17 protein-coding genes are annotated in these 19,837 nt (G+C 43.6%); 10 read left to right on the top strand and 7 right to left on the bottom strand.

Annotated features, from left to right (window positions below; all coding sequences use genetic code 11):
* The first annotated feature begins 93 nt into the window (after positions 1–93).
* Positions 94–801: a hypothetical protein gene (locus P2A85_RS11510; RefSeq protein WP_377479934.1), complete on the top strand. Its 708-nt coding sequence runs from the start codon at positions 94–96 to the stop codon at positions 799–801.
* Between the two features lie 74 nt (positions 802–875).
* On the opposite strand, the gene P2A85_RS11505 is transcribed toward P2A85_RS11510, so the two are convergent.
* Positions 876–1,208 (bottom strand): XisI protein, encoded by a 333-nt coding sequence (locus P2A85_RS11505; protein WP_377479931.1) that lies wholly within the window; start codon positions 1,206–1,208, stop codon positions 876–878.
* A complete protein-coding gene (locus P2A85_RS11500) occupies positions 1,196–1,615 on the bottom strand; it encodes an element excision factor XisH family protein (protein WP_377479928.1) in 420 nt (139 codons plus the stop codon). The genes P2A85_RS11505 and P2A85_RS11500 overlap by 13 nt, the downstream gene beginning before the upstream one ends.
* Before the next feature lie 35 nt (positions 1,616–1,650).
* On the opposite strand from P2A85_RS11500, the gene P2A85_RS11495 reads away from it, so the two are divergent.
* The 3 genes from P2A85_RS11495 (at position 1,651) to P2A85_RS11485 (ending at position 9,605) form a co-directional block, all read left to right on the top strand.
* Positions 1,651–5,388 carry a putative Ig domain-containing protein gene (locus P2A85_RS11495; RefSeq protein ID WP_377479926.1) on the top strand — a complete coding sequence of 1,246 codons (3,738 nt, stop codon included), beginning with the start codon at positions 1,651–1,653 and terminating at the stop codon, positions 5,386–5,388.
* Positions 5,389–5,535: 147 nt separating this feature from the next.
* Entirely contained in the window at positions 5,536–9,213 is a 3,678-nt protein-coding gene (locus tag P2A85_RS11490) for an RHS repeat-associated core domain-containing protein (RefSeq protein WP_377479923.1), read from the top strand.
* Positions 9,213–9,605: a hypothetical protein gene (locus tag P2A85_RS11485; protein ID WP_377479919.1), complete on the top strand. Its 393-nt coding sequence runs from the start codon at positions 9,213–9,215 to the stop codon at positions 9,603–9,605. The genes P2A85_RS11490 and P2A85_RS11485 overlap by 1 nt, the downstream gene beginning before the upstream one ends.
* Before the next feature lie 59 nt (positions 9,606–9,664).
* Here the strand turns inward: P2A85_RS11485 and P2A85_RS11480 are convergent, their stop codons facing one another.
* Complete coding sequence (locus P2A85_RS11480; protein ID WP_377479916.1) at positions 9,665–10,156, bottom strand: cupin domain-containing protein; 492 nt, start codon at positions 10,154–10,156, stop codon at positions 9,665–9,667.
* Positions 10,157–10,233: 77 nt separating this feature from the next.
* Here P2A85_RS11480 and P2A85_RS11475 point away from each other — a divergent pair, with 77 nt between their 5' ends.
* From P2A85_RS11475 to P2A85_RS11460, 4 genes are all read left to right on the top strand, one after another.
* Positions 10,234–10,824, top strand: a complete 591-nt coding sequence (locus P2A85_RS11475) for an RHS repeat-associated core domain-containing protein (protein ID WP_377479913.1) — start codon at positions 10,234–10,236, stop codon at positions 10,822–10,824.
* Positions 10,803–11,099 (top strand): hypothetical protein, encoded by a 297-nt coding sequence (locus P2A85_RS11470; protein ID WP_377479910.1) that lies wholly within the window; start codon positions 10,803–10,805, stop codon positions 11,097–11,099. Before P2A85_RS11475 ends, P2A85_RS11470 begins: the two co-directional genes overlap by 22 nt.
* Positions 11,100–11,145: 46 nt before the next feature.
* Positions 11,146–12,876 carry a tetratricopeptide repeat protein gene (locus P2A85_RS11465; protein ID WP_377479907.1) on the top strand — a complete coding sequence of 577 codons (1,731 nt, stop codon included), beginning with the start codon at positions 11,146–11,148 and terminating at the stop codon, positions 12,874–12,876.
* A gap of 189 nt (positions 12,877–13,065) precedes the next feature.
* Positions 13,066–13,773 carry a hypothetical protein gene (locus P2A85_RS11460; RefSeq protein WP_377479904.1) on the top strand — a complete coding sequence of 236 codons (708 nt, stop codon included), beginning with the start codon at positions 13,066–13,068 and terminating at the stop codon, positions 13,771–13,773.
* 176 nt (positions 13,774–13,949) lie between these two features.
* Here the strand turns inward: P2A85_RS11460 and P2A85_RS11455 are convergent, their stop codons facing one another.
* From P2A85_RS11455 to ltrA (P2A85_RS11440), 4 genes are all read right to left on the bottom strand, one after another.
* Complete coding sequence (locus P2A85_RS11455; protein WP_377479901.1) at positions 13,950–14,207, bottom strand: hypothetical protein; 258 nt, start codon at positions 14,205–14,207, stop codon at positions 13,950–13,952.
* A gap of 133 nt (positions 14,208–14,340) precedes the next feature.
* Positions 14,341–14,523: a hypothetical protein gene (locus P2A85_RS11450; protein ID WP_377479898.1), complete on the bottom strand. Its 183-nt coding sequence runs from the start codon at positions 14,521–14,523 to the stop codon at positions 14,341–14,343.
* 269 nt (positions 14,524–14,792) lie between these two features.
* The gene (gene ltrA, locus P2A85_RS11445; protein WP_377479896.1) at positions 14,793–16,640 is read right to left on the bottom strand and encodes a group II intron reverse transcriptase/maturase; all 1,848 of its coding nucleotides are present in this window, start codon (positions 16,638–16,640) and stop codon (positions 14,793–14,795) included.
* Between the two features lie 879 nt (positions 16,641–17,519).
* A complete protein-coding gene (gene ltrA, locus P2A85_RS11440) occupies positions 17,520–19,007 on the bottom strand; it encodes a group II intron reverse transcriptase/maturase (RefSeq protein WP_377479893.1) in 1,488 nt (495 codons plus the stop codon).
* 178 nt (positions 19,008–19,185) lie between these two features.
* Between ltrA (P2A85_RS11440) and P2A85_RS11435 the strand changes: the two genes are divergently transcribed.
* Both P2A85_RS11435 and P2A85_RS11430 read left to right on the top strand, forming a co-directional pair.
* A complete protein-coding gene (locus tag P2A85_RS11435; RefSeq protein ID WP_377479891.1) occupies positions 19,186–19,533 on the top strand; it encodes a hypothetical protein in 348 nt (115 codons plus the stop codon).
* The gene (locus P2A85_RS11430) at positions 19,505–19,819 is read left to right on the top strand and encodes a helix-turn-helix domain-containing protein (RefSeq protein WP_377479888.1); all 315 of its coding nucleotides are present in this window, start codon (positions 19,505–19,507) and stop codon (positions 19,817–19,819) included. Before P2A85_RS11435 ends, P2A85_RS11430 begins: the two co-directional genes overlap by 29 nt.
* The last annotated feature ends 18 nt before the right edge of the window (positions 19,820–19,837 follow it).

Raw genomic sequence — 19,837 nt, 5'->3', positions numbered from 1 at the left:
TGGGACTCTTTCATTATCTTTATACCACAAATGAAATGTACAAAAGCCCACTACCCACCATAAAATATTACCTAACACTTTCTACAAACAGCCATGACACCTAAAGTAACCATCCAAGAACTAGCCTTAGCCCTAACTGCCAAAAACCACTCTCCCACCCTCCTTAACTCGGATTTCCTCAAATACAGCGGCATCGTCCCTGCCGACTGGGAACTCGCCCGCCCTCCCGTTTTCAGTCCCCAAATCTCTCAAGCCGCCTTCACCAACGGCATCAACATCGTCGCCCAATCGAACGCCATCACTTTCATCGAATCCCTGAGCACAAAATCACAAGAAGACGTAAAAATTCCCGACATTATTCGGAAGTACGTTGAAGCTTTGCCCCGCACCGACTATCAAACATTGAGCATCAATCCTAGAAGTTTTATCACCTTTGAAGCAGGCGATGAAAATGCAGCCCGCGAGTTTATCACGTCCACTTTACTCGCAAAAGGCACTTGGTCTGATGTGGGGAAAGCTCCTGTCAAAGCTGCTGTCAATTTAGTTTACTCTTTAGAACAAGGAGAACTTAACTTGAGCGTTGCCGAAGCATTGCTGCAACTGCAAGACGCCGAGCCAACTCCCGCAGTATTGTTTTCGGGAAGCTTTCAATACGAAATTGCAGGGGAATTAGAAGGTGAGAAATTGCAACACTTGTACAAGCTTTTGGAAAATTGGCAGCCAGATTTAGAGGCTTATCGAGAAATTGTCAACAAGCGGTTTTTGGGGCAAGAAGAAGTTGAAGAGTTGATGCCAGCGTAAAAAATCGGACTGTGGAGGCGTGGCACCAATTTTCTTGCGTGAAGGTACAGATAGAATAAACTTTATCCATCCCTCTAAACAACAGCAAACTCTGTAAACTGTCGCACAAAAGGAGAACGAAAAGCCAAAACAATATCAGTTTTAGGAACTCCTAGCTCTACTAACTCTGTCGCCAATCCTGCTTCCGTAAAATCTCGTTGAATCCAGATTTTTCCATCTTTTATATCAATATGAATCGGACATCCATGAATCCGTTCCTCATCCCGCCAACCTACGTGCAGCAATAGATAGCGGTCAGATTTTTCATCGAATATTGTCTCCATTTCAATGGTGTCTTCACTGCCTTGATAGCTTAAATATTGGGTGAGTAATTGTTTAACTAACTCCCGATAATTTAGTTTTTCCATAAAACAATCTCCTCTTGTTTTGGATTAAATACAATCAGTTTGAGCTGATGTTGTTCTACTGCTTCCTCAACAAACGAATCTGCAAAAAAGTCTCTATAGGTGTCTTGGGGGACTGCCAAATATAAAACTCTTGCGGAACCGACTTTTTGCAAGGCTAACCGATAGTTGAGATACTGACCCACTGCCATGTGAAACTCTGCAATTGTTGAGCGTCCGATAAAACTTTTTATCTCGACAGCTATTTGAATTTTTTGTCGTTCTACTATTAATAATTTGTCGGCTGCCAAATCGATAAAAAACTCGGTTTGCCGACTGAGTTTCAAAAATAGTGGATCGTTAATAATTGTCCATCCGTCTTTTTCTAAAGCCGATCGAACAATCTGGTGAAACACATCCTTGGCTGGCATAAAAATATTTTAGACCTTCTTCTATAAAAGAGCAATTGTTCTCAGACAAGAATCGACTAGCAACCCTTAAATTATACCTGCTTAGTGGCAGTATCCCATACAACGACGACTTAACCTTCGATTTAGCAGTCGCCCCCAAAGGTATGGCAGTTGCCCCCAACGGTACAATATCTTGGCGTCCCCCACTGTCAGCAGTCGGAACCCACGATATCATTGTCAGAGTCAATGACGGCAGAGGCGGCACCGACTTACAAGCATTCAAAATCCAAGTCACCCCCGGAAACAACGCCCCCGTTTTCACGAGTCAACTACCACAAAACATCAATCCCGCCGTCAACCAACCCTTCCAATATCAAGCCAAAGCCATAGACTTAGATGGAGACACAATTACCTACTCCATAATTCCCAATTCCAGCAAACCAGTCACCCCCACCAACGCCACAATCAACCCCACCACCGGAGTCGTAAATTGGACTCCCACAACCGCACAACAAGGAGGCGCATTCAATTGGGTTTATGCCGGCGAAATCGAACCTTGGGAAATTTTAATTAAAGCAACAGACAACAAAGGAGGAGAAGCATTCCAAAGAATCGAATTAACCGTCAGCCCAGCCGCCCCCAATCGAGCGCCATCCATCACCTCAACTCCCCGCACAAATACCCGTTTGGGCAAGACATATTTCTATCAAGTAGAAGCCAAAGACCCCGACGGCAATCCCTTAACATATACCCTATTAAATTCGCCCGACGGCATGGCATTCGCAACGCCAGCTACGACACCCGCCGGCATGACATTCTCCGAAGGATTGATTAGTTGGACACCCGGAGTCTCGCAGCAGGGAACCTATCCAATAACCGTCAGAGTTAGCGACGGTTTGGGAGGAATTGCCACTCAAACATTCAATCTAATTGCCGATAATATTGCCAGCAATCGCTTGCCGAGTATCGATTCTACTCCCGCAGAACAAGTTACGAATATCTCGCGGCTTTATCAATACAATTTAACCGGTAGCGATGCAGATGGAGACAGGTTGCTGTGGAGTTTGGACAAAGCACCATCCGGGATGATTGTTGACCCCCAATCTGGTTCTTTACGCTGGCAGCCTAACGCAGAACAAATAGGCGAACATACCATCTCTGTAAGAACAATTGACGGCAACGGTGGTTATGCAGTCCAAGAATTCAGTCTGACTGTCAGGGGAATAAATACGCCACCTACTATTGTTTCTAATCCTCCAACTTCATCAGCAACAGGGCAAGTTTATACTTATGCAGTTGCGGCATCTGATTTGGAAAATGACCCGCTGACTTTCAGTTTAGTCAGCTATCCCGTCGGCATGGCAATTGACAGCAACGGCAGGATTCAATGGACTCCGAATTCTACTCAAATCGGACAGCATTCTGTGGAAGTTGCCGTGACTGATAAACAAGGGGCAGTTGCTACTCAAACTTTTGCTGTCACTGCGGGAACTACTGCTATCAATCTTCCCCCAACAATCACTTCCACACCTGCATTCACAGCCTCACCAGGACGGGCTTACAGCTATAAGGTACAAGCAACTGATGCTGATGGTACTATCTCGCAATACCAGTTATTGCAATCTCCTACTGGGATGACAATCAATTCAGCTACTGGTGCGATTACTTGGAACAATCCTGTTGCTGGAAATCATCAAGTGGTAGTCGGGGCTGTTGACAATTCGGGTACGGGTGCAGCCCAAGGTTTTGAGTTAATTTCTCGGGCTAATTCAGCAGCGGTTGTGCCAACTATTCCGATTCAATCTGTTTCGCCCGGTGCCAGTTATCGCTACGATTTGAAGGCGACTGATAGCAATGGAGATTTGTTGACTTTTGCTTTGATTCAATCTCCTAGTGGCATGACTGTTGATGAATTCGGGCGGATTAGTTGGAAACCGAATGCGGATAATATCGGCAATCATCCGGTTGAGGTTAAGGTAACCGATACTTTTGGAGAAAGCGTTACTGTTTCTTACAATTTAAGCGTTGTCGCCGATACTGTCGCGCCGAAAGTGAGTTTAATTGCTAGCAACAATACCGTCGATGTTGGGGATTATGTTACGTTTACTGTGAATGCTGTCGATAACGTGAAAGTTGAATCTTTGGGCTTAACTATTAACGGCACTCCTGTTGTTTTGGATGCACAAGGTCAAGCAAATGTCAAGGTAAATAATTTCGGCAATTTCACAGCAGTTGCAACAGCTAAAGATGCGGCTGGAAATGTGGGGAATGCGACTCAAGCTGTGGCTGCAATTGATACTAGCGATGTCAACGCACCTGTTATCAACATCAGTTTAGAAGATGATGCAGAAATCACCGCGCCTGTCAATATAACTGGTACAATTAGTGACAGCAATTTAGCTTACTATACATTGGAAGTTGCCCCGGTTGGTGGCGGGCAACTTCCGGGCGATGGCGGAGGATTTAAGGAGGTTTATCGGGGAACTGCTGCTGTCAGCAACGGAACGATTGCGACATTTGACCCGACTGTTTTGGCTAACGGCGCTTACGTTCTCAAGTTCACTGCATTCGATGCTAACGGTAACGGTTCGACTACTGAAAGGACGGTGAATGTTGCGGGTGATTTGAAGTTGGGCAACTTCCGGTTGTCGTTTACTGATTTGACGGTTCCGGTGGCGGGTATTCCGATTAACGTGACTCGGACTTACGATTCTTTGAATGCCAACAATAGCGATGATTTCGGTTACGGCTGGCGGATGGAGTTCCGGGATACTGATTTGAAGACTTCGCTAAAAGCTGACCCGACTTCCAACGAGGAGTTAGGGATTAATACGGTTCCTTTTCAATCGGGAACGAAGGTGTTTGTGACGTTACCTGGTGGTAAGCGGGAGACGTTTACGTTTAAGCCGCAATCGCATCATCTGAATCAGTATTTAGGGGCTGCTGGGCCAGGGGCTGCGATGTACAAGCCGGCTTTTGAGTCTCAGAAAGGTTCGACGATGACTCTGACGGTTAAGGATGCGAATTTGATACGGAATGAGAATGGGTATTATGGGGTGAACGGACAGCCCTTCAATCCCGAAAATCCTGCTTTTGGTGGTGTTTATGTATTGACGACGCAGGAAGGACTTATTTATGAGATTGATGCTAAAACTGGGGATTTGCTGACTGCTACTGATGCTAATGGGAATAAGCTATCTTTTAGCGATGCGGGGATTGCTAGCAGTACGGGTAAGTCGGTGACATTTGAGAGGGATGCTGCTGGGAGGATTGTCGGTGTTGTTGACCCGGATGGCAAGAAGGTTAAGTACGAATACGATGCGAAAGGGGATTTGGTTGGGGTTAAGGATAGGGAAAATAATGCAACTCGATTTGAGTACGAAGATGAGGACAGACCGCACTTTTTAACTGAGGTTATCGACTCGTTGGGACGGAGTGGAGTTAAGACTGAGTACGATGAATCCGGCCGTTTGAAGCAGATGGTGGATGCGAACGGTGCGGCGGTTGAGTTGGTTTACGATCCGAATAATTCGATTCAGAAAGTTAAGGATGTTTTTGGTAAGGAGACTACTTACGTTTACGACAGTCGGGGGAATGTTTTAACTGAGATTGACCCGTTGGGTAAGAGGGTTGACAGGACTTACGATGCCGACAATAACGTTTTGACTGAGACTGTAATTACTAGCGAATTAAATGCTGCTGGCAATCCGGTTGAAGCGAGGGCAACTATTGAGTGGACTTACGATGCGAAGGGGAATAAATTAACTGAAAAAGACCCGTTAGGGAATGTGTAATTACTAGCGAATTAAATGCTTGGCAATCGCGATGCGAAGGGGAATAAATTAACTGAAAAAGACCCGTTAGGGAATGTTTCGCGGTGGACTTAACAGTCGGGGTCATGGGTCAGTTGAATTTAGACGCGGTGGAACAGTCGGGGGGTTTTGACTGAGACTGATGCGTTGGGAAATACTGCGAGTTATACCTATTCTCCTAGTGGGAATTTGCTGACGACTAAGGATGCGACGGGGAATGTTACTAAGTATAGTTATGATATGAGGGGAAATATTCTAAGCCTCACCGATGCTGCTAATAACATCACCCGCTTTCAGTACGATGGTGGAGGTAACGTAACTAACTTAGAAGACGCATCCGGTAACAAAGCTACCTACACCTACGACAGCAACGGGAATATGCTGCGGGAAACAATGAAAGTAGCAACTCCCACTGGTGAGAAAGAATTAGTAACAGAATGGACTTACAACAATGAAGGGAAAATTAAGTCAATTACCCAATCTGGGCGCACTACAACTTACGAATACGACAGCAATGGCCGCCAAAGCGCCAGCATTGATGGAAATCGCCGTACCGAGTACCGATACAACTCTCAAGGTAAATTAGTCGAAACCATTTATCCCGACGATACTCCTAACAATTCTGACAATTCCCGAAGCATTACTGTTTACGATTCCGGCGGCCGTCAAAGGGCTACTATCGACGGTAACGGGCGAGTTACCCACTACAAATACGACGACGCGGGACAACTGACTGAAACTATTTATCCCACCGAGGACGCCAATCAAGTACAGTCATTGCTGAACGCTATTTCTCCGGGTCAAACTCCTCAATCTGTTGACTGGACAAATATCGTTTATCCCGACAGTACGCCTGCTTATTTAGCCAGCAATTCTCGAACCAAAACTGAATACTACAAAACTGGAGAAGTCAAAGCAGAAATCGATGTTTCGGGGAACCGTACCGAGTACGAATACGATGCAGCAGGTCGCGTCAGTCTCACTCGTTTTGATGCTACCAATTACATCACCTATACTTACGATGCAGTTGGAAATCGCAAGACTGAAACTGTTTTTGCTGGGGGAACTTCGACTACTACTACTTATGATAGTAAAGGTCAGGTAACAGCAACGACTGACCCGAATGGCAAAACTACTAAGTTTGAATACGATGCTAACGGACAACTCAAGGCTGTTGTCGATGCTTTGCAAAAGCGTACTGAATACGGTTACGACAGTGCGGGCAATTTGACAAGTGTTAAGGATGCTTTGGGTCAGGTAACGACTTACGAATACGATAATAAGGGTCGCCGCAAGGCTGTAATTCGACCGGATAGCAAGCGTTCTACTTTTGTTTACGATGATGTTGCTAACACTGTCACGATTACGGATTTCAATAACAAGACGGTTAAGTATACTTACAACGACCAAAACCAAGTTGTTGCTAAGCAGTATCAGAATGTCAGCGGTGCAACTGTTAGCGTTACTTACGCTACAAATGGGTTGGAAGAAACTATTACTGACAGTCGGGGTGCAACTGTTTATAAGTATGACAGTTTGGGGCAGATAATTTCTCGTAAAGACCCGGTTGGTCCTTATCTTGCTAGCGGTAATTCGATTGAATATAAGTATGATTCCGGGCAAGTTAGTGAGGTTAAGACTCCGACTCGCACGACTAGCTACACCTATGATTCAGAGGGGCGTTTGAAGACGGTTAGTACGCCGGATCTGGGGACGGTGACGTATGATTACGATTCTCTGGGGAATCTCTGGAAAACTTCGTATCCGAACAATTTAGTTGAGACTCGCATCTACGATAGTTTGGGTCGTTTGGATTTGGTGAAGACTGTTAAGGTTGACCCGGTTACTAAGCTGGAGTTGCAGGTTGTTTCTAGTTACGATTATGCAGTAGATGCTGTTGGTAATCGCAGGGAGGTATTGGAAAGTAGCGGTCGTAAGGTTGAGTACAAGTATGATGATTTGAATCGGTTGTTGGAGGAGAAGATTACTAATGATCCTAGTGGGAACAATCGGGTTGTTAGTTACACTTACGATGCTGTGGGGAATCGGTTGACTAAGACTGATTCTGTGAGTGGGGTAACTACTTATACTTACAACAATTTGAATCAGCTATCTACGTCTACAACTAATGGTGTTGCTACTATTTATTCTTACGATAGTAATGGGAATTTGATTTCGGAGGTGACTGGAAGCAATTCTACTGTTTATCTGTGGGCGAATGATGGCGAGAATCGGTTGATGGGGGTGACGGTTAATGAGGGTGGTGTTACTCGGAATCTTGGGTATCAATATAATGCTCAGGGGGTGAGGGTTGGTAAGGTTGTTGATGGGGTGGAGACTCGGTATTTGATTGATGAGTTGCAGCCTTATGCTCAGGTTTTGGAGGAGTATGATGCTCTTGGGAATGCTAAGGGTTCTTATGTTTATGGGTATGATTTGATTGGTAAGTTGCAGGGGAATCAGCCGTCGTTTTATCACGTTGATGGGTTGGGTAGTACGAGGGTTTTGACGAATGGTTTGGGGGCGGTTACTGATAGTTATTCTTATGATGCGTTTGGGAATTTGATTGTTTCCGCTGGGGGTTCTAATAATGCTTATTTGTTTGCTGGGGAACAGCGGGATGGGGAGACTGGTTTGGATTATTTGCGGGCGCGGTATTATGACCCGTTGGTGGGGAGGTTTGTTTCGGCTGATGCTTATGAGGGGACGCTGGATGACCCGATGAGTTTGCATGATTATCAGTATGCTCATGCTAATCCGGTTGTTAATACCGATCCTAGTGGGTATTTCTCTATTGGGGAGTTGCTGGGAACTATGGCGGGGTATTCTGTGTTGGCTGGGTTGAGTTATACGACTGTGAGTGCTGTGGGGACTGTGGCTGGAGGAGGAAGCGTTTGGGATGCTGTTGCTAAGTACGATCAGTTTTTTGCTGGTTTAACAGATGCTTTGACCTTTGGAATTAGTTCGCAAGTTCGGACATCAATATACGGAGATACAGCTACAAGCAACCACAAGGGAATTTTCTTTAACTTGGGTCGGCTTGGTGGGGCGATCGCCAGTATGTGGGTGGGTTCTAAAGGTGCTACACTTCGTGAACTTAGCTCGGCTAACTGGGTAGCAAGGGCAGCTCTAGGTTACGATATATTCGGTGCTGGACTTGGAATGGTTCAAAGCACAATAAATTTTGTGAAAGGTAAAGCTACTTGGTTGGATATTCTGGCTTTTCTTCCCTTGGCTACTTGGTTTGCCATTAATTACAAAGTTACCCGCAATGGGTTAAGCTACGGCATTAATGGTGGTGATTTCAACATAACACCTAGAGATACCAGACCCAACAGCGAACTGTTTACTGACTTGATAAAAGAGAAGGATCGTGTTACTCTTGAATTGTTTGGTGGTCAAGAAGGCAAAGTACCTGGTGCGATCAATATTGACCTTGTTGCAGAACAAGGTATCAGATCTGATATCCTAGCAGAAAAACTCACCTTTGTTCCTGACAACAGTGTTGATGAAATAATTACATTTAATCCTTTCATACCCGCAGAAGTTGGTGGTACAGGAATAATGGATTATCTGCCAGATGCAGCAAGAGTTCTTAAACCAGGAGGTCGAATAATTATCAATGGCACTAAAAATAATAAGTTCACAAAAGTCACAGATTCAATCTTAGCTTCGTTAAATCTCCGAGTAGTTGAAAAGCGAATTCCGCTAATGCCCGAATTTTCTAATTTAACTTTCCGTCGCATTGATGGAAGTGAAATAGAACACAAGTATATTTTGACTACAATTTTGGAAAAGGTTGAATAATGGTAGTAGTTAAAGGATTTTACGAAGATATCCACTTCACTGAAAGTAATATTAGTGGATTCAGTTTTGTGGAGAAAGACCTAATTATCAAGATACATTCTGGTCTGGCAATTTATCCTCCTCATCCCTTAGCAAATCGTCATACAATGTCAGAACCCTGTTGCTTGATATTTAAAAATGTAATATCATCTCAAAGAATGTTCTCTATCTATGCAGGAGATCCTAAAACAGATGGTTTTAAAGAAACTCAGACAATTTCTGATAACGTAGCCACACTTGAACCTCATAAAGTCTATGAAGAGTATGGTGTAGAAGGAGTATTACTAGAACCCAAAGCATGGATTAGTTGGGACATTGTTGCTGAGGAATTTTATTTGGATGATTTGAAGTAGCAAAATAATTTTACTCATTTTTTTATTTCCTAACTAAATCACAAAAACCTTTAGTGTATTTACTGCCGATCGCAATTATTTTTTAGGGCTTGAGACTTGAGCATTCTGTTTTTTAATACAGCATTTCTCTGTGTGACTTTTTCATTATCTTTATACCACAAAGGTATATCGTCGTAATCAGGTATTCCATCATCAATTAGATATCGAGCATTAGGGTCTTTAGGGTATCCCATAGGAACTGCACCAGCACAGATTACAAAAATCCCATTTTCTTCAGCCTTCAGCGCCCGCTTCACTGTGGGGGAAACACGAACTAAATCACCGTGAGTAAGGTCAATAATCTCACCATTAATTTGTATTTTACCACTCCCTCTAATAACAATATAAACTTCCTCTTGCTCGCTATGGCTGTGAGTAAAAGTGTACCCTTCATTAGGGGACAAATTGATTAATCCAAGCCCAACAGCTTCTAAGCCTAGCTTTCCGCGTGGACTGGTGAGCCAGCTAAGAGAATCAAAATCGAAGTGTACTTTAGTATAAGAAGCCGTCATTGCTATTTTTTGCGTTAAGTTAAATTTATTAATTTACATTAGCATAAAGATGTTCTTGGTAATGAAACCACACACCTTTGTTTGCTGGAGAACAGCGGGATGGGGAGACTGGGTTGGATTATTTGCGGGCGAGGTATTATGACCCGTTGGTGGGGAGGTTTGTTTCGGCTGATGCTTATGAGGGGACGCTAGATGACCCGATGAGTTTGCATGATTATCAGTATGCTCATGCTAATCCCGTGGTGAATACTGATCCATCAGGCTTTATCACTCAATCAGAGCTAATAGCCATATTTAAGATCATTGATATCCTGGTGACAATTGCTAATCCAGACCCTTTGAGTATTGCTTTGCTAGTTACTCCCCCGGGTGTACCGGCTGGCTTTGTAAAAGGACTGAATAAGGTTTTGAAATCAGTCGCACGTGGACCTCTGTTTGCTAGGATGGCTAAAGGAGTTGCAAATGGTGCAGCGTTGTTTGTTAAGGGAGAAGAATCAGCGCTACTTGCATACCAATTCCTCAGAAATCAAAAATTGCTCCCTTTCATTAGCGATGAATATCTTCAAGCACTAAAAGTTTCATTAAATTTGGGTAAAGGTTATAAAGTAGTTGACTTTGTTGCAGAAGGGAAGAAAGGCTTATATTTGTGGAAGCTAAGCCAAAACTGACCCCAGCCTATATAACTCAGGCTGTTGATGAAGGTGGTAAATTTGTTGGAACTTCAGATATATTGAAAAAACTCTATGAAAAAGGAGGTGACGCTTTTCCAGGCATAGAAAAACAGATAATTACATCCACAGATTTATCAGGTATAGCCACTGGTACAGGACGTGCTTATTGGAAAAAGCCAACTGGTTTACCTGGTGAATTCCAACTTTTTAAGGGGGCTAAGCCAGTTATGCCGAACGGTCTACCAGTGTTTCTCCAAGAAGTAGTGAATTGACGATTTTAATTTACGCTAACACTGTGAGGTTTACGAGCAAGTAAAAATGTTAAAGCAAATACTTCAAGTAGCTCAAGAGATAGAAAGTACGTTTGAGAGAAGTCAGGCGTTCGCATACGTCGTTCAAGCGCTCGCTCAAACGGGGCAATTTGAGCGAGCGCTCACAATTGCTGAAACCATTGAATATCCCTACAAAAAAGTTGATGCTTTGACTAGCATTGCTCGGGCTTATTCAAAAGCTGGTCTCCAGGAGAAAGCATCTGAAATTTTAGAGCAAGCTCTTCAAGTTATTCAGTCGAACTTGAAAGATCCAGATAATCGCTTGAGTGTGATGGAGATTCATCAATTAATTCTTGGTCTCATTACTAAAACTTACGTTGCTATTGGACAGTATAGCCAAGCTATTCAAGTTGCTCAAAATTATTCCGATCGCGCTCAGAATGAATCTTCTAGCCCCATCAGGGACGACTGGTTTTTAGATCCCGCCAGGAGAGCTGAGCTATTGGAATTAGCTAAAGCCGAAAATTTTCAGCAACTCACTCAGACATTGCGAGTGACGGATAATGAGATTACTCGCGAACACCAAGCTACAACATTAGCCGAAGTAGCCTGCGAGTGTGCAAAGGCTGGACAATTACAGTTTGCTATGCAAGCGTTGCAGTCGGCTGAGTCAATCGGATTTCCAAAGGAGTCGCTAGCAGGAGCGCTAAAGTTACAAGCACTATCTGCGATCGCTGTGAAGTATGCAGAAATTGGAGAATATAACCTAGCTACTCAGACGCTTGAAAAAATTGACGCTATTGGTTGGATATCTAGCACATTGAAAAAATTTGCCTGCAATCTGGCAAAAACTGGGCAGTACGATCGAGCTTTTAAATTGATTGAAACAATAGAAGGTGCTAATGAAAAAAATGAGGCTTTAGAAGAACTGGCTAAACAGTACGCAGAAACAGGAAATTATGACAAAGCACTTCAGATTGCTAAATTAATCAAAGATATTAACTATCAGGACTCGGCTGTGTTGAGCATTGTTGAAAAATATGTTGAATCTGCTCAGTACGAGCAAGCCTTCCAGATCGCGAAAAGAGCTAGGAGGAAGGATTTTAAATTAGATTTATTGATTGCTATTGCGGAAGCTTCGACCAAAATAAAAGAAGAAAGTCAAGTCTCTGAAATTCTCTCTCAACTTTTACAGTTATCCGCTGAATTCAAAAATAGCAACGCCGAAAAAAATTCCTTGCTAATCAAAATAGTTGAACACTACATTAGGATAGGACAAAGTAGCAAGGCTTCAGAAATTTTATCCCAAGCATTGCTGGAAACTAAGACTATAAAATCTCCAGGATGGAAAGTATTTGCGTTAACTGATATAGCAATTAAATATGCAGAATTTAGACAAGAAACTAAAAGTTTCATCCTTTTAGCTCAGGCTATTAAAATTGTTGAAAGTGATGAAGCTATATTGAGTAAAGCAAATACTCTGAGTCAAATAGCTAGCGCACTTACCGAAGCTGGACAGTGCGAACAAGCTCTACAGATTATTGACAGAATAGAAATTAGTGATGATTTTTCTTGGAGCAGGCAAGGAGCTGCAATGAGCAAATGTATGGCTTTATTTGCTGTAGCTAAGAAGTATGCGGAAATAAATCAAAAAGATAAAGCCACTGAGATATTATCTAAAATTTTTCTAGTACCATATCTGGACGATCGTAGTAAAGCAGGTTATATAGATACTGTGACTAAAATCTACTTTAGCATCGAAGATAATAGTCCTTAATTCTCAATAAATATGTCTTGAGGATTGGACTACGGAGCCACACGGATCAAACTTAAAGTTCTCCCACGACTTCTTCCAATCCTCTCTCCCAAAAGCTAAATATAGATCGCAAACTAACTTCCACTTCCCCCTGTACAAAAGCCACTCACACAGTATAAAATGTAACCCTATACCGCTCTACAAACAACCATGACACCTACAATAACCATCCAAGAACTAGCCTTAGCCCTCACAGCCAAAAACCACTCCCCAACCCTCCTCAACGCAGACTTCCTCAAATACAGCGGCATCGTCCCCACCGATTGGGAACTCGCCCGCCCCCCCGTTTTCAGCCCCCAAATCTCTCAAGTTGCCTTCACCAACGGCATCAACATCGTCGCCCAATCCAACGCCATCACCTTCATCGAATCTCTCTCTACAAAATCACAAGAAGACGTAAAAATTCCTGCCGTTATCCGCAAATACGTTGAAGCTTTACCCCGCACCGACTATCAAGCTTTAAGCATCAATCCCAGAAGCTTCATCACCTTTGAAGGGGGAGATGAAAATGCAGCTCGCGAGTTCATTACCTCCAGTTTATTATCCAAAGGAACGTGGTTTGATGTTGGGAAAGCTCCCGTCAAAGCTGCTGTCAATTTAGTGTACTCTCTCGAACAGGGAGAACTAAACTTGAGCGTTGCCGAAGCTTTGTTGCAACTGCAAGATGCCGAACCAACTCCCGCAGTATTGTTTTCTGGTAGCTTTCAGTACGAAATTGCAGGGGAATTAGAAGGCGAGAAACTGCAACATTTGTACAAACTTTTGGAAAATTGGCAGCCAGATTTAGAGGCTTACAGGGAAATTGTCGATCGACGGTTTTTGGGGAAAGAAGTTGAAAAGTTGCCGTCTGCCGCGTAAAGGATAAGATTGTGGGGGCGATCGCGAGTACGCAAACAATGAACAGTTGTGCGATCGCCCGAACGAGGGGTGACTGAATAATTCGTAATTAAAGGTACAAGCTAATAGTCAAATAATTCGGAATTAAAGAAACCGATCGCTAATTCCGAATTTAGTGCCAGTAAACGAGAGCCTCATTATAAAGCCTGCTCGATCGCCCGCCGCGCCAATTCCACCTGTTCCACAGCATCCAGATAAGCTAGCGCTGCTGCATCCCAAACCACTCTTCTCTGCATCCTGTTTAAGACTATTTTCCCAAACTCGTACACCGTGCCGAAGCTTTGCAGCCTGAGAATTCGCTCAGCCCTAGAGCAAAAACTCGGCGTTGGGTTCAATATCGCCACCACATCCGAGTGAAGGAGCGACACCACCTCTGAACCCATATCGACTTTCAAAGTCGCTCCAACCTCCACAATCCGGCCCCAAAATCCATTCCACTTCCTTTCCGCTATTTTTTCTTTAGGAATAAAAGGGATTTTGACAATAACCCAGGAAAGAGCGCTTTACGTCAAGTAGGCTAGCTGGCTTCTATTCTTTGATGGCAAACAAAATCTGGCTCAATCTTTTTCTGGACAATCGGAGGCGCTTGTTGCAACTCACTTTCCGCTTATTGCTATTCAACTGACTCGAATTCTCAGGAAAGTTGATAATCGGCAAGGTAGCGATCGCGTCGATGAGGTCTCTGAAGGTAACAGGTTCAAGGGCTGTCATAACACCGCGCCACCAAGAAAATTATTAGTAACTAATCTAATTATACTATTGTTTGATTCTACCTGCAACCTTTTTTGCTGGCTGGTTATATTCTGAAGAACAAGTCCTCAATATTCTCCAATAGTTCTTCTACTTCCCGGTGTGGTTCGATTTGGAGACGTTTGTCGATCATCGCACCTCGCTGACGAAAGCAAGGTAGGGTCGAAAGAAGATGTTACCATCTTCTCCCTCCCATTCGGAACCGTGCGTGAAACTTTCGCTTCACACGGCTACTCGGGTGTCCTCTTGTCATTTGAGGGCTTCCCTTTCTTCCGACTTGTTTGAGGTTTCTTTCCTGAAGATACGAATTCCAGGTTATGTTTCCTAATTAATTCCAGGTCGGCTTTAGTTTTAACATCGTGACAATGCCGATGCAATAGTTGAAGATTTTTGTACTCATCCTTGCCTCCAATGGCTCTGGGGACGATATGGTCAACTTCCATTACATCTTCATTTCTGAAAATAAATTCGCAATGAGGGCATTTCCCTTTCTGCCATTTCAGGAGTTTTGATACCCTACTTGGCAAATCAGGATTCTTCCCCATTCTGGAACTCCAATAAACTAGGTCGTCATCGTAAGGACTTTTATCTCCTTTAACTTTCACATAGTCGGTGCTGCTACACTCGAATTCTCTATGCTTTAGTAACCTTATAGGGTTCGCTCCCTCTTCTCTGGTTGAGAATGCCCAGTTATCACCGCCAATAGAATGCCAATACAGTTGATGTCCTGCATTGATGTTTCCACAACGGCGTTTTGCCCAACGTCGAAGTTTCAGGTATGTGAGGTTATCTTGTTTAGCTAGTTCTCCAACGGTTTTAGCGTCGGAGTTTGTATAAAAAGAAGTCCATCCCCTTATTACAGGGTTTAAGTCTCTAATTAACGCCGATTGTGGCGATGAGATATGTTTTTTGATGATTCTTCCGATTTCCTCTTGGTGAGCCTTACTTGACTTCTTATTTGGGGTAATGAGTGTGTTAAAACCTAATATCTCACGGTGCGTACCTAAACTGCTCCGATGTTTTCCAGCAGGGTATTGCTGAATGTGATGACCTAAAAAGTCAAAACCAGCTTTACCATCCTCACTTAATTCATTTTTGAAAGTGTGAGTTAGCCTCGTCTTCTCAGGTTTTAATTCTAGACCCATGCCAGCTAACCATTCGGAGATTATCTCTCGACATCTTTGGACTACGAGCTTATCTCTGTGTAAAACCACGAAATCATCAGCATATCTGATGAAGCTCAAGGACATTACTTTGTATCGCCAGTCAAGTTGATAACCACGTTTATCTTTCATGTCTATGGTTTTGGCGTATTCCATGAGTGTATTTTCAAGCCCGTGGAGGGCGATATTTGCCAATAACGGAGAAATGACCCCGCCTTGTGGCGTACCCTCAGATGTTGCAGTGAATACTCCATCGTCAATTACTCCAGATTTTAGCCAGGATTTTACTTGTCTCCTGACCTTGCCTTTTATGTTCAACTTTTGGAGTAGTTCATAATGGTTGATGCGGTCAAAACACTTAGCTATGTCTGCATCTAATACAAACTTCGCTTTATGTTGGATACAGAGTTTAATCTGCTTAATCGCATCGTGACATGACCTGCCGGGTCTAAAACCATAGCTGTTTGGCTCAAAAATTGCCTCCCATTCCGGCTCAAGTGCGGATTTTACTACGGCTTGTAAAACTCTGTCATATATTACAGGTATCCCCAGTGGGCGTTTTTCATTACTTCCTAGTTTTGGTATCCAAACTCTTCTAGTCGGTTTGGATTTTCCGGTTAGTTTTAATTCCCTTGCCAGTTCTAGACGAGCTGCTGGGGTTAAGCTTTTTAGCCCGTCCACTCCTGCCGTCTTTTTACCAGTGTTATCCTGAGTGACCCTTCTTACTGACAAAATCCTATTAGACCAAGACCTCATCAGCGTCTTCTGAAGTTGGCGAACTTTCTTGATATCACCACAACGGTTAGCCGCGAAAATGCGTTTTTGCAACTTGAAAACATATCTTTCGGCTTGACGCCAATTAATAGCTTTCCATCCCTCTGTATTTGTTGACAAATCAGATTTAGGCTTGTTCATTACTAATTGCACCTTTTCACTTAACCACCTTCGCGGTTTACGTCAGCATATCCTGGGCATTACCCCATCCCTTTTTCGGCATTACCTGTTATTTCAGGTTAGGCATTAGCTTCTTAAACCATCCCAGCCTTTCGCAGCGTGTAGCCTGACAGCCTACCTCAACAATTGTTCTTTGAAGATGAGCATACAAAAGGATTACTTCGTTCCTACTATCCATTGATTAAATCCGTTAGGGTTTGTCTTTCCGCCGGGGTTCTAGGTGGTGCGCTATCTCGGTTGTAGAAGTCTGATAGTCCTTACCCTTGTCAGATGTTCCTGACCCAGAAGTTCAGATTTCTCTGAGAGAGCTTATATCCTCTGGCAATAAATTACGACGGTTGTATCGACAATTTGCTAGCTTGCGCTTCTACCCCACGACTTCATTACTTTCGTAATGTTTCGGTTATAGGATTTTTGCTTGCGGTGTCGGTATTCAGCTATCCCGATAGTCCGCGTTCACCCCCGCTTTACGCAAAGGTTGTCAATCTTTGTGTAGGGGAAACCAGATTTATTTCTGGTTCTTTGTGTGCTTTCAATCACGCACCATGATGTCAGGACTTGGTTTATTTTGGATTTTGGTTATGATGTTGGCTTGCACCTTTATCTTTCCCATTTTCCCCTAGTTGTCTTAGCTAGATGCTTGACTAGGTTTCCTCACCTGCATGAATAGTAAGTTGTCGGCGGTGGGGGATTAAAGTGCGATCTCTAACCCTTGCTTGGGTTTACCCCATCGCTGCTAGCCATCCCCCCTTTCAGGTTGTCGGGTAAGGTTCGAGAGTCACCTCTCTCCCCTCCCCTAGGAACCGTGCGTGAGACTTTCGCACTCACACGGCTCAAGCCTTACTTCAAGCGAGATTTAACTTGGGTTTTATGTACCTGCTTATGACACGCTGTGTGTAAGTGTTGAAGGTTTTCCATGTCGTCTGTTCCGCCTTCTGCAACAGGTACTATGTGATGGATGTCGATTTCCTCTCCATTGAATAAAGGTTCGCCACACGAGGGACATTTCCATTTTTGGTTTTCCGCTATTTTGTAGAGCTTAGAGCCTTTCTCGAAGCGAGATAACCCGTGTTTTTGATGGCGTTTTTCCCAATACTCTTTTAATGAAGGGTCATCGGGACTTGCTTCTCCTTTCACCTTTATATGGCGCTCGATGGTCGTTTTCGCTATCTGGTATAGAGTAAGGTTTTTCTCCTTCCCTCGGCGGTCGTTTATTATACAAGCGAATGTCCATCTGTTGCCTTTAATGGTTTTAAAGTAACGCTTGCGAATCCACTTTGTGTTTTTGTTGGGATGTCTACGCTTAGCCCAACGCCAAAGGTATTGCCATACTCGGTGTGAGATATAGCCGTAGGTTTCTTTGCTAACTACACCTTTGTAGTAGTTCGCAAAACCCCTGAGAATAGGATTCAGCTTTTTGATTAAAACTTCTTGTTCTGCACCATTAAGGTTTCTAACCTCTTTACCAATCCGTTTGCAGAAGGCAAGTACCTTCTTCTTGGATGGCTTTATTAGTAGTTTCCCATCGTAGTGTCGGAAGTTGTACCCAAGAAAGTCGAAGCCATCTTCTATTGACGTTACTAGCGTCTTCTCAGGGCTGAGTTCTAGACCTCGTTTTGACATCCATGCTTTAATCAGGTCTTGGGCGGTTTCAAGACTTTCTTTGTCTCTAGCCGTGACGATAAAATCATCGGCATACCGTACCACACCAAGTTTAGGGTTGATGGTCTTTATAAAGTTTTCTAAACCATGCAATCCTATATTGGCTAACAAAGGGGAAATTACCCCTCCTTGTGGTGTGCCTTGTTCCGTTGGATTAAGATTTCCTTGGAACACAAAACCCGCTTTTAACCATCCTTTGATGAGTTCTCGATTTGGAAATGTTCCCATCTTAGTCAGAATGGATTCATGGGCGATGTTGTCGAAAAAGCCTTTGATATCAGCTTCTAGAACCCATTTGTGCCATCTTGAAAACAGGTTGAAACCTTGTTCTATTGCGTCTTGACAGCTTCTTCCCGGTCGGAAACCATACGAGTTTTGCTCGAATACAGCTTCCCATTCGGGTTCTAGTGAATTCTTTACTATTGCCTGTTCGATTCTGTCGCGCACGGTCGGGATTCCGAGCGGTCGTTTTTTGCCATTTGGTTTGGGTATTTCTACCCTTTTAGTTGGTTTGAGGTTTCCCCCTTCCCAGTTTTTTACCAGAATTACCCGCTGCTCTGGGGTATTGATAACTTCTTTATCAATGCCTGCCGTTGCCTTGCCCTGGTTGGTCTGGGTAATACGCCGAACTGACAATAGTAGATTGGCGTAACTCTTTTTTATCAACTGGGGTATCTCAAAAAACTGATAGCCTAGCCCGAGTTGGGCTTTGAGAATAGTTCGTCAAATATAGATTCCAATTGATTGATTTAAGGAAATATCGCGCTGCAATTTCTTTATCAAGAAATTGGCCTAAAAACCTATCAAAACAAATCTGTTGCAGTCGATGCACAGTTGAGAACTCATGTCAATCTCAAAAGGAAAGCGAGATTTGATTTCGGGCCTGCCACTAAAACATTTGAATGATATACCACCTTCAATTGAGTTGCCTGCAAGTTTTGCCAAAATTCATCCCCCGCGCTTTGAGTGTGGCGAGATGGTGCGCTGGGCCGATGTTGGCGAAGAAGCCGATTGGGGAATAGTTATTGGCAAATTTTACAACTACGAACAGCGCCGTTGCTGTTGGATGTGGTGCTACGTAATTTGGCTGGCTCCTGATTCCAAGAGTACAGCTTGGTGTCAATTTGATACGGCGTGGGAAGAAGATTTAGAGAGGTGCGAGGATGAAAAAACCGCATACTTTGACAGATAGAGAATGCAATTTGATTGCAGTTTACAGCCAATGCCAATTGGGCATGACGCCGAAACAGTTTTATGTCAAGTGGGGGGTAAGTTACGAGCAAATTGCCTCCATTTGTTCCCGCTCTGATTCGACAGTGCAGGGTTGGTTTAAACGGGGAAAAAATCGAAGATTTCCTACTGCTGTTGATTTGCGCCATTTGGCAGTAATGGATTTTCTGCTGGAACACTTTGAGGAGATTCCCGACGTACTGGCGAACTTGCTGTGTCCGCATTCCGAAGATAAGAAGGTGCGTTAGAAGAGAATGTGAGCAGTT

Origin of the sequence: Microcoleus anatoxicus, assembly GCF_042465725.1 — a bacterium.
GTDB lineage: Bacteria > Cyanobacteriota > Cyanobacteriia > Cyanobacteriales > Microcoleaceae > Microcoleus > Microcoleus anatoxicus.
Note: the sequence above shows the minus strand (reverse complement) of the source record. Positions and strands in the feature narration are given on the sequence as shown.

What these genes read in the sequence shown, in the direction of transcription:
- ltrA (WP_377479896.1), bottom strand. Translation starts at nt 16,640, where the DNA reads ATGAACAAGCCTAAATCTGATTTGTCAACAAATACAGAGGGATGGAAA.
- P2A85_RS11485 (WP_377479919.1), top strand. Translation starts at nt 9,213, where the DNA reads ATGGTAGTAGTTAAAGGATTTTACGAAGATATCCACTTCACTGAAAGT.
- P2A85_RS11500 (WP_377479928.1), bottom strand. Translation starts at nt 1,615, where the DNA reads ATGCCAGCCAAGGATGTGTTTCACCAGATTGTTCGATCGGCTTTAGAA.
- P2A85_RS11450 (WP_377479898.1), bottom strand. Translation starts at nt 14,523, where the DNA reads ATGACAGCCCTTGAACCTGTTACCTTCAGAGACCTCATCGACGCGATC.
- P2A85_RS11435 (WP_377479891.1), top strand. Translation starts at nt 19,186, where the DNA reads ATGTCAATCTCAAAAGGAAAGCGAGATTTGATTTCGGGCCTGCCACTA.
- P2A85_RS11430 (WP_377479888.1), top strand. Translation starts at nt 19,505, where the DNA reads ATGAAAAAACCGCATACTTTGACAGATAGAGAATGCAATTTGATTGCA.
- P2A85_RS11465 (WP_377479907.1), top strand. Translation starts at nt 11,146, where the DNA reads ATGTTAAAGCAAATACTTCAAGTAGCTCAAGAGATAGAAAGTACGTTT.
- P2A85_RS11510 (WP_377479934.1), top strand. Translation starts at nt 94, where the DNA reads ATGACACCTAAAGTAACCATCCAAGAACTAGCCTTAGCCCTAACTGCC.
- P2A85_RS11460 (WP_377479904.1), top strand. Translation starts at nt 13,066, where the DNA reads ATGACACCTACAATAACCATCCAAGAACTAGCCTTAGCCCTCACAGCC.
- P2A85_RS11505 (WP_377479931.1), bottom strand. Translation starts at nt 1,208, where the DNA reads ATGGAAAAACTAAATTATCGGGAGTTAGTTAAACAATTACTCACCCAA.
- P2A85_RS11480 (WP_377479916.1), bottom strand. Translation starts at nt 10,156, where the DNA reads ATGACGGCTTCTTATACTAAAGTACACTTCGATTTTGATTCTCTTAGC.